This is a genomic window from Roseitalea porphyridii (assembly GCF_004331955.1).
GTDB classification, from domain to species: Bacteria; Pseudomonadota; Alphaproteobacteria; order Rhizobiales; family Rhizobiaceae; genus Roseitalea; species Roseitalea porphyridii.
The window spans coordinates 2081817-2096141 of sequence record NZ_CP036532.1; the positions used below are offsets into that span (position 1 = coordinate 2081817).

Consider the following 14325-nt stretch of genomic DNA (forward strand, 5'->3'; position numbering starts at 1 on the left):
AGCCTAGCCGAACTGGCCCCTATTTGGAACCACCGGGACGCCGATCAAGGCCCCTGCTGCGCCGCCAGGAAGTCGAGGACAGCCGCCTTGAAGGTGCGGTCGCCGACGGCGAGCATGTGATCGCGCCGCTCGATGTCGAAGGCGCGCGCGTCGCGCATCAGCGCGGCGAGCGGTCCGGGAGCACCGGCGATGTCGTCCCTGGTGCCGACGCCGATCAGCGCCGGCGCGGCGATTTCGCCCATCTGCTCGGGCGTCAGGAGGGTGCGCGAGGACTGGATGCAGGCGGCAAGCGCGATGCGGTCGCTGCCGGTCTGGTCGGCGAAGGCGCGGAACATGCGGCCGCGCTCATGGGTGACGTCGTCGATCGAGGGCGCGAGCAGCGCGTCCGCGATGGCGTCCCATTCGCCGACGCCCTCGACCATGCCGATGCCAAGCCCGCCGAACACCAGGCTCTGTACGCGCGCGCCATGTCCGAGCGCGGCGAACGCGCAGATGCGCGCGCCCATCGAATAACCGAACAGATGCGCGCGCCCGATCTCCAGATGATCGAGCAGCGCGACGGCATCGCCCGCCATGCGCTCGGGCGTGTAGGCGGACGGATCGTGCGGCTTGTCGCTGTCGCCATGACCCCGATTGTCGAGCGCTATCGCCCGGTATCCGGCCTTCGTCAGCGTATCCACCCAGCCCGGTCCGATCCAGTTCACCTGCCCGTTCGAGGCAAAGCCGTGCACGAGCAGAACCGGCGGGCCCTGTCTCGGGCCCTCGTCCAGATAGGCGAGCTGCAGCGCGTCATGCGAAAAGTGCGGCATCGGGTCTCCTCGTGCCCTTGCGGCGATGATTAAGCGAAAGACGGGTGGAAATTCGCCGCGCGACTGGCTACCAAGTTCGGCAGTGCAGCGAAAGGGGCGCGCCGTTCGCCGGCCTGCGCCCGCACCCGAGCAACGCGAACCGGAGACGGACCATGGCCGGTGGCACCACGCCCCATTTCCACAACGATGCCGGACACGACCGGATCGCGATCGGCGTCAGAGAGTTCATGTGCGTCGGCGCGACCCCGCCCTACGATCATCCGCACGTCTTCCTCGACATGGGCGATGAGAACGAGATCGTCTGCCCCTACTGCTCGACGCTCTACGTTCACAATCCCGACCTCGCCGCCGGCGAGACCGAACCCGCCGGATGCGTGTTCGACGCGCACGCCGACGCCGCCTGAGGCGGGCCTGAACGCCATGGGCGCGCCGGCCGGTCCCGACCATCCGATCATCGTCGTGGGCGCCGGCATCGGCGGTCTGACCGCCGCGCTGAGCCTGTCCCGCCATGGCCATGCCGTCACGATCGTGGAGGCGTTCGAAGCCCCTTCGGAGATCGGTGCGGGCCTGCAGGTGCCGCCCAACGCCTGCCACGTGCTCGACCGGCTCGGCCTTCTCGACGCGCTCCGGGCCAAGGCGTCGATGCCCGACCGCATCTGCCTCGGCGACGCGGTCACCGGCCGGATCGTGCTGACGCTTGACGCCAATCGCGCAGGCCACGCAGACGACATCTACCTGACGGCCCACCGGGCGTTGCTGCATGGCGTTCTGTACGACGCCGCCTGCCGCGACCCGGCGATCACGATGCTGACCGGCCATCGCGTCGTCGACGCACGCGAGGAGGACGCAAAGGTCACGCTGACCGCCGCGCACGGCGGCGAGAAAGTGGAACTGGAGGCGCCGGCGGTAATCGGCGCCGACGGCATCTGGTCGATGTTGCGCCACGCGGTGCCGGGCGCTGGCGCTCCCCAGCCGACCGGCCGCATCGCCATGCGCGCGGTCGTTCCCGCGCCGCCGGAAAGCCAGTCCAACGCGGTCATCGCCTGGATGGCGCCGCATGCGCATCTGGTGACCTATCCTGTCCGCAATGCGGACACGCGCAATCTGGTCGCGGTCATTCGCGGCAAGGTGGGGCGGGCGACCTGGTCCGAACATGTCGACTTCGAAACGCTCGAGAACCTGTTCGAAAAGCTCGCCCGAACCCCCTATGGCGACCTTGGCGACAACGCCGCCTGGACAGCCTGGCCGCTCTATACCGTCGATCCCCATGGCGCATGGCATTCGGCCCGCATCTGCCTTCTCGGCGATGCCGCGCATGGCCTTGAACCGTTTGCGGCCCAGGGCGCGGCCATGGCGATCGAGGATGGGCACGTGCTCGCACGGGCGATCACCGAATTCGGCGCCGATCATCGCGCCGCCTTCGCCAGCTACCACGCCGAACGGGCCGACCGCGTGCGCCGCGTCGCCAAACGCACCGCCTTCAACCGCTTCACCTATCACCAGGCCGGAATCGGTCGCATCGCGCGCAATCTGAGCTTCCGGACGCGACCGGCGAGCGCCTTCAAGGCCGATCTCGACTGGCTCTACGGCTACCGCGCCTGAGCGTCCGCAACGCGGGCAAGCCCGAATTCGAGCGTCTGCGCCACCGGCGTCCAGGCGCCGACGCCGATGCCTGCCTCGCGAAGGCGCGCGCCCACCCATGAATTGCAGGTCGCAATCGGCGTGAAACGGCCGCGGCCGGCAAAGAACCGGTCGCCGAAGCCCTGGGTGATCTCGGGGATCGGGTCTGTGCGCGCGAACGACCGGCCGATCGCGGCGGTCAGCGCGTCGAGCTGGGCCTCGGACACATCGATCGCATAGAGCCCCTCCGCGTCGCCATCAAGCGGACCGAGCGGCTGCACGTGCATGACCGTCTCATCGAACGCCAGCGCGCGCGCCGCGATGCCGGCCGTCAGATCGCGCACCTGCCGCAGGCTGGTGTAGGCGGTCACCGAACCCCAGCCGAACAGCCAGTGCCGCACGGCGGCGGGATCGACCGGATGGTTCGACGGATCAAGGCCCAGTTCGCCCATGACGCCGGCCGCACGCTCGCCGACACCGCCTGCTTGCGCCGGCAGCGCGATCCCGGCGTGAAAGCCGTTGGAGAGAACGAAGATGCGGTGCGGTTTCGGCCCGTTCCCCTCGCCCACGCCCGGATATGAAGCGGGCAGCGGCACCGCGCCGAGCCCGAGCGCGGCGATGACCGCGACCGCGACGACGAGCGGCCAGACGATCAGCCGGCGCAGCATGGACCGAGCAAGCGCCGCGCGCTCAGTGCAGGATCTGGCTCAGGAACAGCTTGGTGCGCTCGTGCTGCGGGTTCTCGAAGAACGGCTCGGGCTCGTTCTGCTCGACGATCTGGCCCTGGTCCATGAAGATGACGCGGTTGGCGACCTGCCGTGCAAAGCCCATTTCGTGCGTCACGCACAACATCGTCATGCCTTCCTCGGCAAGGCCCACCATCGTGTCGAGCACTTCCTTGATCATCTCCGGATCGAGCGCCGAGGTCGGCTCGTCGAACAGCATGATGCGCGGGTTCATGCACAACGAGCGGGCGATCGCCACGCGCTGCTGCTGACCGCCCGACAGCTGGCCGGGATATTTGTTCGCCTGCTCGGGAATCTTGACGCGCTCGAGGAAATGCATGGCGCGCTCCTCGGCTTCGCGCTTGGGCATCTTGCGCACCCAGATCGGCGCCAGCGTGCAGTTCTCCAGGATCGTCAGGTGCGGGAAAAGGTTGAAGTGCTGGAACACCATGCCGACCTCGCGGCGCACTTCGTCGATCTTCTTGAGGTCGTTGGTCAGCTCGATCCCGTCGACGACGATCTTGCCCTTCTGGTGTTCCTCCAGCCGGTTGATGCAGCGGATCAGCGTCGACTTTCCCGAGCCCGACGGTCCGCACACGACGATCCTTTCGCCGCGCATCACCTTCAGGTTGATGTCGCGCAGGACGTGAAAGTCGCCGAACCATTTGTGCATGTCGATGATCTCGACGGCGACGTCCGTGTCCGAGATCTGCATTCTGGAACGGTCGACCTGGATTTCGTCCGGCTTGACGGCGTTCTCGCTCATGTGGCGGCTCCCGGTGGTCAGTTGCGCTGCGACGTGTCGAGCCGTTCTTCCATGTACATGGAGTAGCGCGACATGCCGAAGCAGAAGAGGAAATAGACGATACAGGCGAAGAAATAGCCCGTCAGCGACTGCACCGGCGAGGCCCAGCTCGGATCCGAATAGGAGGACTGGATCTGGCCGAGAAAGTCGAACAGGCCGATGATCAGCACCAGCGTGGTGTCCTTGAACAGGCCGATGAACGTGTTGACGATGCCCGGAATGACCAGCTTGAGCGCCTGCGGCAGGATGATCATGCGCATCATCTGGCCCCAGTTCAGGCCGAGCGCCATGGCGCCCTCGTACTGGCCCTTGGGCAGCGCCTGCAACCCGCCGCGCACCACTTCGGCCATGTAGGCCGACGAGAACAGCGCCACGCCGATCAGCGCCCGCAGGAGTTTGTCGAAGGTCACCCCCTCGGGCAGGAACAGCGGCAGCATCACCGAGGACATGAACAGAACGGTGATCAGCGGCACCCCGCGCCAGAACTCGATGAAGACGACGCAGAAGAAGCGCACGATCGGCATGTCGGAGCGCCGCCCGAGTGCCAGCGCGATGCCGATCGGCAGCGAGGCGGCAATGCCGGTGACCGCGATGACCATCGTCACCAGCAGGCCGCCCCAGACCGAGGTCTGCACCCGCTCGAGGCCGAAATCGAAGCCGATCAGCGTGATGACGACGAAGAAGCTGGCGCAGACGATCGCGGTCGCCTTGAGCGCCGGCATCGGGTCCGATTGCGACCCGCGCGCGAAGCCGTAGGCGACGAGCAGCGCCAGACCGGTCACCAGGGCGAGCGGCAGGTACAGGCCGCGCACGTCGAAATTGCCGCCGGTCAGCAGGATCAGCGTCGCGATCGGGAAGACCAGCACCATGAAGACGATGTTCTCGCGCTTGAACGGCGCCGACGGCATCAGCAGCGGCACCAGCCCGCCGAAGAACATCAGCCAGACGATGTTCACCCGCCACTGCGATTCATCGGGGTAGCGGCCGTAGATGAACTGGTTGGCGTAGTCGCCCACATAGGCCCAGCAGGCGCCGAACCAGTCGGGCGGCTGGACACCGCCCTGCGCCTCGGTGGTGCAGGCGGCCCGGTCCTCGCCGAACCAGACCGCGTCGATCAGGAAGAACTGGATGATCGGCGGGATGATCAGATAGAGGACGTAGATGCAGACGAGCGTGAGGATCGTCTGCGGGATCGACGGGAACAGCTTCTCGCGCATCCAGCCGATCGGGCCGCGATTGACCGCGGGGGCGGCCTGCTCGGGCAGCATCTGGTCGCGCACATAGCTGATCTGAAGGTCGGTCTTGGCCGTTGCGTCGCTCATGGTCAGCGCTCCACCAGCGCCACGCGCGCATTGTACCAGTTCATGAACGCCGAGGTGAGCAGCGAGAATGTCAGATAGGTCAGCATGGTGATCGAGATGATCTCGACCGCCTGGCCGGTCTGGTTCAGCGCCGTTCCGGCGAACACCGAGGTCAGTTCGGGATAGGCGATCGCCACCGCGAGCGAGGAATTCTTGGTCAGGTTCAGATACTGGCTCGTCAGCGGCGGAATGATGATCCTGAGCGCCTGCGGGATGATCACCAGGCGCAGGTTCTGACCCTGCCGCAATCCAAGCGCATGCGCGGCTTCGGACTGGCCCCGGCTGATGCCCAGAATGCCTGCGCGCACGATCTCGGCGATGAAGGCGGCCGTGTAGGTCGAAAGCGCGACCAGCAGCGCGATGAACTCGGGAATGACGGTCATGCCGCCCGAGGGCCTGAAGCCGCCCATCTCCGGAACGTCGAAGGTCAGCGGCGCGCCCATCGCCACGAAGGCCAGCAAGGGCAGGCCGACGATCGCGCCGAAGCCCACCCAGAAGGCCGGGAACCGTTCGCCGGTGGCCATCTGCCGCTTGTGGGCCCATCGCGACACGCCAAAGGCGATGGCGAGCCCGGCGATCAGCGCCACCAGGATCACGATCGATCCGTCACCCCACACCGGCTTTGGCGCGAAGTAGCCGCGGTTGTTCAGAAGGCCGAGCGGGCCAAAATCGAAGCTCTCGCGTGGACCGGGCAGCAGCCGCAGCACCCCGAAATACCAGATGAATATCTGCAGAAGCAGCGGCAGGTTGCGCAGGAACTCCACATAGGCCGTCGCCAGCCGGCTGACGATCCAGTTGTTGGAGAGCCGCGCGATGCCGACGATGAAACCGATGACCGTCGCAAGAATGATGCCGATGAACGCGACGACGAGCGTGTTGAGCACGCCGACGACATAGACGCGTCCATAGGACGATGTTCCCTGGTCGTATTCGATGAGCGACTGGGCGACCGAGAAACCGGCGTTCTCGTCAAGGAAACCGAACCCCGAGGCGACGCCCGCCGCCTGCAGGTTGGCGTTCATGTTCACCCAGCCCGCATAGACCAGGTAGGCGACCACCACGCCCAAAACGATCTGGAAGAGCCAACTGCGGACCTTCGGATTGTTCAGCAGCGCCACCTTGGGCGGTGCTTCCTCCTGGCCGTGCGGGGATGGTCCTCCGGGCGCGATATCGGTGACAGCCATTCGACCTCCTGGGCCCCTTCGTCGCAGGTTCGGCGGGTTCGATCACACGCGCGCACGAGGTCCGCGCGCCCGACCGGACGCGATGCCGTGCGGTCGCCGTCGCGGCGACCCCGCATGCAAGTGGGCCCGGACGATCATCCGGCCGGGCCCATCTTGTCGACGCTTAGCGGATCGGCGGTGCGTACTGCAGGCCGCCGTCGGTCCACAGCGCGTTGATGCCGCGGGCGATGCTCAGAGGCGTGTCGGGGCCGACGTTGCGCGCGAAGATCTCGCCGTAGTTGCCGACGTGCTTGATCACCTTGTAGGCCCAGTCGTTCTCGAGGCCGATGTCGGTGCCGAACTCACCCTCGACGCCGAGCAGGCGGCGGATACCGGGATTGTCGCTTTCGAGCATCTCGTCGACGTTCTCGCTGGTCACGCCCATTTCCTCGGCGTTGACGGTGGCGAAGTGCACCCACTTGACGATGTTGAACCACTGATCGTCACCCTGGCGCACGACCGGGCCGAGCGGCTCCTTGGAGATGATCTCGGGCAGCACCTTGTGGGCACCCGGATCGGTCAGCTTGAGGCGCTGGGCGTAGATGCCCGACTGGTCGGTCGTGTAGACGTCGCAGCGGCCGGCATCGTAGGCCGCGACCACCTCGTCGGCCTTCTCGAAGGCGACCAGCTCATATTCCATGTTGTTGGCACGGAAATAGTCGGCGACGTTCAGTTCGGTCGTGGTGCCGGTGTTGGTGCAGATCGATGCGCCCGACAGTTCCAGGGCCGAGTTGATGTTCATGTCCGTGCGGATCATGAAGCCCTGGCCGTCATAGTAGTTGACGCCGGCGAAGTTCAGGCCGAGCTGCGTGTCGCGGCTCATCGTCCAGGTCGTGTTGCGCGACAGCACGTCCACTTCGCCCGACTGCAGCGCGGTGAAACGCTCCTTGGCCGACAGCGGGGTGAACTTGACCGCTTGCGGATCGTCGAAGATCGCCGCGGCGATGCCACGGCACAGATCGACATCCATGCCGCTCCATTCGCCGTCCGCGTCCGGATTGGAGAAGCCGGGCAGACCCTGGCTCACGCCGCACTGGACGAAACCCTTCGCTTCGACGTCATCAAGCGTCGCTGCGGAGGCCGTCGATGCGCCGAGCGCGACGATTGCTGCTCCCAGAACGCCTGTGAGTACAGTCTTTGTCATGGAGTTTTCCTCTTGGTTGCTCAAGTAAACTTGGGCTTGAGCGCCGACTTACCGCGGGCTCCGGCGCAAGCCGGAACGCGAACGGCACCTCCCTTCCCGGTTGAAAGACAAAGACAAAAACAAGGCACGGTCAAGCGCTATCTCGTTCGATCGTTGCGATCAGCGCGCATCCCAAAGCGTTTTGGGCCGGCCGGCAGGCCCCGTTTTGGCCCCCGCGCGCCATGGCGGCGTCCGTGTCCGCAGCGCGCCATGCGACACCGGATGAACAGGATTGCGCGTCCTCCCTGGCGGCCACGGACCCGCGCAGTTGACGACGGAGCGGCGAGCGCCTACCGGCTCGCGCTGACGCGCAAGACGAGGAGACACGCAGATGGCGAAGAAGGACACGGCCGGCGGCCGCGGGATCAACACGCAGCTCGCCCATTCGGGCAACGACCCGCACGAATTCCATGGCTGGGTCAATCCGCCGGTCGTGCACGGCTCGACGGTGCTCTTCCCCGATGCCGCCACCATGAAAGCCACCCAGGTGCGCTCGGCCGATGCCCATTCGCGCAGCCGCGTCCAGCGCTACACATACGGCACCTACGGCACACCGACGACGGATGCGCTGTGCGAGGCGGTCAATGCGCTCGAAGGCAGCGCCGGCACGATCTTGGTTCCGTCGGGCCTCGCCGCCGTCACCGTGCCGCTGCTGGCGTTCCTTTCGGCCGGCGACCATGTCCTCATCGTCGACACGGTCTACTTTCCCACGCGGCGCTTCGCCGACACGATGCTGACGCGCCTTGGCGTCGAGGTCGAGTATTACGCGCCCGACATCGGCGAGGCGGTCTCGGCGCTGTTCCGCGACAACACGAAAGTGCTGTTCATGGAGACGCCCGGCTCCAACACGTTCGAGATGCAGGACGTGCCGGCGATGACGGCGGCGGCCAAGGCGCGTGGCATCGTGACGATGATCGACAACACCTGGGCGACACCGCTGTTCTTCAAACCGCTCGACCACGGCGTCGACATCTCTATCCATGCGGCGACGAAATATCCCGGCGGCCATTCGGACGTGATCATGGGCATGGTCAGCGCGGGCGAAGCGACATGGCCGCAGCTCTACAACACGCAGGTCGCGCTCGGCACATGCGGCAATTCCGACGACGCCTTCCTGGTCCTGCGCGGGCTCAGGACCATGGGCATCCGGCTCGAACGGCACCAGAAGACGACGCTCGCCATCGCCCGCTGGCTGGAAACGCGCTGGCAGGATGGCGACACGATCGTCGGCCCGGTGCTGCACCCGGCGCTCGAGAGTTTCCCCGGCCACGACATCTGGAAGCGCGACTTCTGCGGCGCCAGCGGCATCTTCTCGTTCGTGCTCAAGGATGCGACCGAGGCGCAGGCCCACGCCTTCATGGACGCGCTCGAGCTTTTCGGTCTCGGCTATTCGTGGGGCGGCTACGAAAGCCTCGTCACGCATGTCTATCTGAAGGACCGGACGGTCTCGGCGCGCGACTATGGCGGACAGATCATGCGGCTGCAGATCGGGCTCGAGGACGAGGACGATCTGCGCGCCGACATCGCACAGGCGCTGGAAGCGGCCAGGGCGGCCGGCTGACGCTCAATCCCTGACGGACCAGGGCGGACGCCGGCGCTCAAAGAACGCTTCGATGCCGGCTTGCGCCTCGTCGGTCTCCCAGCGGTCAGCAAGCAGCGCGGCGGTGTGCTCGGCGAGCGTTTCGGGCTCGGCGGCTCCGAGATCGAGGCACAGGCGCTTGGCGGCGGCGATCGCGCCGGGAGCGCCGGTCAGCGCATCGGCGACCGCCTTTTCGACTTGCTCGTCAAGGTCTTCCGGCGGGCAGCTCATGCCAATCAGCCCGCCGCGCAGCGCGAAATCGGTGTCGAACGGGCGGCCCGTGAAGAAGACCTGGCGGGCCAAACCCTCGCCCATGCGGCGCACGACGAACGGGCCGATCGTCGCCGGGATCAGGCCGAGCCGCGTTTCGGTCAGCGCAAAGCGCACGCCCTCGACTGCGATCGCCACATCGCACACCGCCAACAACCCCACCCCGCCGCCGAACGCATTGCCGTGCACGCGCGCGATCAAGGGCTTCGGCAGCCGGTTGAGCGCGCCGAGCATCGCGGCAAGCGCCCGGCTTTCGTCCATCTTGCCGGCCCGGTCCTTGTCGCGCTGCGCGCGCATCCAGTTCAGATCGCCGCCGGCGCAGAAACTTCGGCCCTCGCCGCGCAGCACGACGACGCGGGCGTCCTCGTCGGTCGCCAGCAGCGTCGCAGCCGACGTCAGTTCGGCGATCATCTCGGCATCGAAGGCGTTGTGCGTGTCGGGCCGCGCCAGCGTCAGCGTGGCGACGCCGCGCGCGTCCGTTTCCAGCCGGATCGTCCGGTACTCGCTCATGGTCCGCCCTCCCCGGCGGCGCGGGCGCGCAGCACGCGCCGCATGATCTTGCCGGTGGTCGTCACCGGCAGTTCGTCGATCGCCTCGATCTCGCGCGGATATTCGTGCGCGGCAAGCCGCTGCCTTACATGCGCTTTCAGCTCTTCCGTCAGCGCGGCATCGAGCGCGCAGCCCTCGGCCAGCACCACATAGGCCTTGACGATCTCGGTGCGTTCCGGATGCGGCTTGCCGACGACGGCGGCCACGCGCACGGCCGGATGGCGGATCAGGCAATCCTCGATTCCGGCCGGCCCGATGCGGTATCCGGCCGAGGTGATGACATCATCGTCGCGGCCGACAAAGCGTATCCAGCCGTCCGTATCCATGACACCCCGGTCGCCCGTCACCAGCCAGTCGCCGATGAACTTGTCCGCCGTCGCCTGTCGATTGTTCCAGTATTCGAGGAACATGACCGGGTCGGGCCGGCGCACGGCGATCATGCCCTCCTCGCCGGGCGCGATCTTGGCGCCATCCCCATCGATGATCGCGACGCTGTGGCCGGGCACGGGCCGGCCCATCAGACCCGGCCGGGCCTCCATGATCGCCGCGCAGGACGAGACAACCAGATTGCATTCGGTCTGGCCGTAGAACTCGTTGATCGTCACGCCCAGCACGCGCCGGCCCCAGTCGATCAGTTCGGCGCCGAGCGACTCCCCGCCCGAGCCGACCGTGCGCAGACAAAGCGGTTCAGGCGGCGCATCCGGAAAGGCGGCGCGCATCATCTTCAGCGCGGTCGGCGGCAGGAACGCGTTGGTGACGCGATGGCGGGCCATCAGCGCAAAGGCATCCTCGGCCGAAAACCGGTCGAAGCGGCGCGCCACCACGGGAACGCCGTGCAACAGCGCCGGCATAAGGACGTCGAGCAATCCGCCGATCCAGGCCCAATCGGCCGGTGTCCAGATCACATCGCCCGCCTGCGGGAAGAATTCGTGGTGCATCTCGACGCCCGGCAGATGTCCCAGCAATACACGATGGGCATGCAGCGCCCCCTTCGGCGCGCCCGTCGTGCCCGAGGTGTAGATGATCAGGGCCGGATCGTCGGCCGCCGTGTCGACCGGCGCGAAAGCGTCCGATTGGTCGGCCAGCAGCGTGTGCAGGTCGGCGATCCGAAGGTCCTTCTGGCCGCCATCGACGGTGAGGATGTCGAGCCCTTCCTGCGCGCCCGCGCCCATCGCGCGCAGCTTCTCGGCCCCCTGCCGGTTGGTGATGACGTGCGCGATGCCGGCATCGACGATCCGGTGTTCGAGCGCTTCGGGACCGAACAGCACGAACAGCGGCACGGCGATCGCGCCCATCTTGTAGATGGCGATATGGCCGGCGGCGGTCTCCAGCGCCTGCGGCAGCAACACGCCGATCCGGTCGCCGCGTTTGGCGCCCCGCGCGGTCAGCAGGTTGGCGATGCGGTTCGACAGGCCGCGCAGTTCGCCGAAGCTGACGATACGGTCATCCTCATCGAGGATCAGCGCCGGCCGGTCCGGTTCGGCCCCGGCCCAACGGTCGCAGGCGGCGCCTATGTTGAAGCGTTCGGGAATGTCCCAGCGGAAGCGTTCGACCAGTTCTTGGTAAGTCTCCGCTTTCGGAAGCATCAGTCGGCCTCCGGCTCGAACGCGACAAGGACCGCCCCGCCCTCGACGCTGTCGCCCTCACCGCCATGCACCGCCGCGATCAGCCCGGCGCGCGGCGCGGTCAGCGCGTGTTCCATCTTCATTGCCTCGACCACCATCAGCCGGTCGCCGGCCTCGACCCGGTCGCCGGGCCGCACATCGACAAGCCGGACGATGCCGGTCATCGGCGCGGTGACCGCATCACCGCTGTCGACGATGCCACAGGTTTCGGCGAGCGGATCGGGCACGGCGAAAGCATGGATCGCGCCGTCGAGCAGCACCGAGACGTGCGTGCCCGCCCCGTCGCGATAGCGCATCACATCGGCCCGGACGCTGCGGTCACCCTGCCGACCGGCGACCACCGTGCCGTCGCGGCCAAGGCCATCGAGCCGCAGCTTTGTTTCGCCATCGAGCGTCACGCTGCCCGGCCCGTGCAGGATCAGCCGGCGCTCGACCAACCCCTCGCCCTGCATCAGGCGCACCGCATGGCTCGCCTCGCCCCACAGGCGCCAGCCAAGGCGCGGCTCGGCAAGGTCGAGATCGAGCGCGGCGATGGCGGCGAACGCGATGGCAAGGTCCGGCGTTGCCGGCGCGGCGGTCAGCGCTTCGAGATCGCGGTCGATCAGGCCCGTGTCCACCGCGCCCGCCGCAAAGCCCTCATGGCGTGCGAGCGCCAGAAGAAAGGCGCGGTTGGTCACCGTGCCGGCCACGTGGGTGTCGGCCAGCGCGCGGCGCAGCCGATGCAGCGCCCCGGCCCGGTCGACGCCGTGGGCGATGATCTTGGCGATCATCGGGTCATAGTGCGGGCTGATCGCATCGCCGGCACGGACGCCGGTATCGATGCGTGCGTCGCCAAAGGCCAGATGCGCCAGCCGGCCGGTCTGCGGCAGGAAACCGTTCGCCGGATCCTCGGCATAAAGGCGCGCCTCGAACGCATGGCCGCAGAGGGCGATGTCGTCCTGCGCCAGCGGCAGGGCTTCGCCCGCCGCCACGCGCAACTGCCATTCGACCAGATCGATGCCGGTGACTGCCTCGGTGACGGGGTGTTCGACCTGAAGGCGCGTGTTCATCTCCATGAACCAGAAGCCGTCGGTACTGAGCGCCCCGGACCCGTCGGCGATGAACTCGACGGTCCCCGCCCCCTCATAGCTGATGGCCCTGGCCGCCCGGACCGCCGCGCCCGTCATCGCCGCGCGCACTTCCTCGGTCATGTCCGGCGCCGGCGCTTCCTCGATCACCTTCTGGTGGCGGCGCTGCAGCGAGCAGTCGCGCTCGAACAGATGCACCACATTGCCATGCGCATCGCCGAACACCTGCACCTCGATATGGCGCGGCGCGGTGACGAACTTCTCGATCAGCACCGCATCGTCGCCGAACGCGGCCTGCGCCTCGCGCCGACAACTTTCGAGCGCGGCATGGAAATCGGCCGCGCGCTCGACCTTGCGCATGCCCTTGCCGCCGCCGCCCGCGCGCGCCTTGATCAGCACCGGAAAGCCGATCTGGTCGGCTTCGCCCGCAAGGAAATCGGCGTTCTGGTTGTCGCCATGATAGCCCGGCACGACCGGCACGCCGGCCCCGGCCATCAGCGCCTTGGCGGCATCCTTGAGCCCCATGGCGCGGATCGCCCGCGCCGACGGGCCGACGAAGATGAGCCCGGCCGCCTCGACCGCCTCCACAAAGCCGGGATTTTCCGACAGGAACCCGTAGCCGGGATGGATCGCATCGGCGCCGGTGGCCTTCGCCGCCGCGATGATGGCGTCGGCGTTCAGATAGCTCTCGGCGGCCGGCGACGGGCCGATCCGCACTGCCTCGTCCGCCATTTCGACATGCAGAGCGTCGGCGTCCGCATCCGAATGGACGGCGACCGTGGCAATGCCCATGCGCCGCGCGGTTCCGATGACGCGACAGGCGATCTCGCCTCTGTTGGCGATGAGGAGCCTGGTGAACACTACTCCCCACTCCGCATCTCTGACTGTACTTCTGCTACCGTTACGTAGCTCCCATTGACCGAGAGATGAACGCTGGCTGACAAATCGGGGAATGCGATCTGATTCCAAACACAAGCTTGCATTGCGCGATCTATTGATGTGCGCATTTCGATCTCTTCACGCCGGGCGATCGTGGAATGGAGAGTGTACAAGATGTCGTGAACATCATTGAAGCCAAGGAAAACGGCGTTCCGAATCTCGCAATCGAGCGATGCGGCATCATTTGAATCACTGAGCAAATCCCGGCTTACACCTACCTCACCAAATTTCTTGTCGGCGTAGAAAAGGTTAAACGACGGCCCGTACGTCGGTCGGTCAAAACCACCGCCGACGTTCAGATCAGCTGACTCGCGTTCTTCAATTCGAAAGAGCGAATCCTCATAGATCATGTTGAACCAATGGGCGTAGGTATCAAAAACCTCATAGAGCCGCTCGTCCAGTTCGTTCACTCCAATTTGACCCTTTATAGATTCAGGGCGCCGTTTCTGAGGACTTATGGGTGCCCCAGATTTTCTCAGACTTTCGACCCATTTGCGAAGCCTAACGAACTCTTGGTGCTCTTCCAGCGACTGTAGCCAACCAAGCATTCCCTCCCCCTCTCTTGCGATT

The 14325-nt window shown here is 66.5% G+C and carries 13 protein-coding genes; 3 read left to right on the plus strand and 10 right to left on the minus strand.

Annotated features, from left to right (window positions below; translation table 11 throughout):
- Positions 1 to 44 precede the first annotated feature (44 nt).
- Positions 45 to 809 (minus strand): alpha/beta fold hydrolase, encoded by a 765-nt coding sequence (locus E0E05_RS10175; protein WP_131616609.1) that lies wholly within the window; start codon positions 807 to 809, stop codon positions 45 to 47.
- A 152-nt stretch (positions 810 to 961) separates the two neighbouring features.
- Between E0E05_RS10175 and E0E05_RS10180 the strand changes: the two genes are divergently transcribed.
- On the plus strand, positions 962 to 1213 hold the full coding sequence (locus E0E05_RS10180; protein WP_039722581.1) for a zinc-finger domain-containing protein: 252 nt from the start codon (positions 962 to 964) through the stop codon (positions 1211 to 1213).
- A 16-nt stretch (positions 1214 to 1229) separates the two neighbouring features.
- Positions 1230 to 2411: an FAD-dependent monooxygenase gene (locus tag E0E05_RS10185; RefSeq protein ID WP_158629338.1), complete on the plus strand. Its 1182-nt coding sequence runs from the start codon at positions 1230 to 1232 to the stop codon at positions 2409 to 2411.
- On the opposite strand, the gene E0E05_RS10190 is transcribed toward E0E05_RS10185, so the two are convergent.
- The 5 genes from E0E05_RS10190 to E0E05_RS10210 all read right to left on the minus strand — a co-directional run bounded on the left by E0E05_RS10190 (position 2399) and on the right by E0E05_RS10210 (position 7687).
- Positions 2399 to 3097, minus strand: a complete 699-nt coding sequence (locus E0E05_RS10190) for a DUF2459 domain-containing protein (RefSeq protein ID WP_131616611.1) — start codon at positions 3095 to 3097, stop codon at positions 2399 to 2401. The genes E0E05_RS10185 and E0E05_RS10190 overlap by 13 nt on opposite strands.
- A 22-nt stretch (positions 3098 to 3119) precedes the next feature.
- Positions 3120 to 3920, minus strand: coding sequence for an amino acid ABC transporter ATP-binding protein (locus E0E05_RS10195; protein ID WP_131616612.1), 801 nt, complete (start codon positions 3918 to 3920; stop codon positions 3120 to 3122).
- A gap of 17 nt (positions 3921 to 3937) precedes the next feature.
- Entirely contained in the window at positions 3938 to 5281 is a 1344-nt protein-coding gene (locus E0E05_RS10200; protein ID WP_244597678.1) for an amino acid ABC transporter permease, read from the minus strand.
- A 2-nt stretch (positions 5282 to 5283) separates the two neighbouring features.
- Positions 5284 to 6504: an amino acid ABC transporter permease gene (locus E0E05_RS10205; RefSeq protein ID WP_131616613.1), complete on the minus strand. Its 1221-nt coding sequence runs from the start codon at positions 6502 to 6504 to the stop codon at positions 5284 to 5286.
- 163 nt (positions 6505 to 6667) lie between these two features.
- Positions 6668 to 7687 carry an amino acid ABC transporter substrate-binding protein gene (locus E0E05_RS10210; RefSeq protein ID WP_131616614.1) on the minus strand — a complete coding sequence of 340 codons (1020 nt, stop codon included), beginning with the start codon at positions 7685 to 7687 and terminating at the stop codon, positions 6668 to 6670.
- 370 nt (positions 7688 to 8057) lie between these two features.
- On the opposite strand from E0E05_RS10210, the gene metC reads away from it, so the two are divergent.
- Entirely contained in the window at positions 8058 to 9287 is a 1230-nt protein-coding gene (metC, locus tag E0E05_RS10215) for a cystathionine beta-lyase (protein WP_131616615.1), read from the plus strand.
- 3 nt (positions 9288 to 9290) lie between these two features.
- Here the strand turns inward: metC and E0E05_RS10220 are convergent, their stop codons facing one another.
- The 4 genes from E0E05_RS10220 to E0E05_RS10235 are packed head-to-tail and all read right to left on the minus strand — an operon-like array spanning position 9291 to position 14165.
- Positions 9291 to 10085 carry a crotonase/enoyl-CoA hydratase family protein gene (locus E0E05_RS10220; protein WP_131616616.1) on the minus strand — a complete coding sequence of 265 codons (795 nt, stop codon included), beginning with the start codon at positions 10083 to 10085 and terminating at the stop codon, positions 9291 to 9293.
- A complete protein-coding gene (locus E0E05_RS10225) occupies positions 10082 to 11710 on the minus strand; it encodes an acyl-CoA synthetase (protein WP_131616617.1) in 1629 nt (542 codons plus the stop codon). The genes E0E05_RS10220 and E0E05_RS10225 overlap by 4 nt, the downstream gene beginning before the upstream one ends.
- Positions 11710 to 13677, minus strand: a complete 1968-nt coding sequence (locus tag E0E05_RS10230; RefSeq protein WP_131616618.1) for an acetyl/propionyl/methylcrotonyl-CoA carboxylase subunit alpha — start codon at positions 13675 to 13677, stop codon at positions 11710 to 11712. The genes E0E05_RS10225 and E0E05_RS10230 overlap by 1 nt, the downstream gene beginning before the upstream one ends.
- On the minus strand, positions 13677 to 14165 hold the full coding sequence (locus E0E05_RS10235; protein WP_131616619.1) for a hypothetical protein: 489 nt from the start codon (positions 14163 to 14165) through the stop codon (positions 13677 to 13679). The genes E0E05_RS10230 and E0E05_RS10235 overlap by 1 nt, the downstream gene beginning before the upstream one ends.
- Positions 14166 to 14325: the final 160 nt, after the last annotated feature.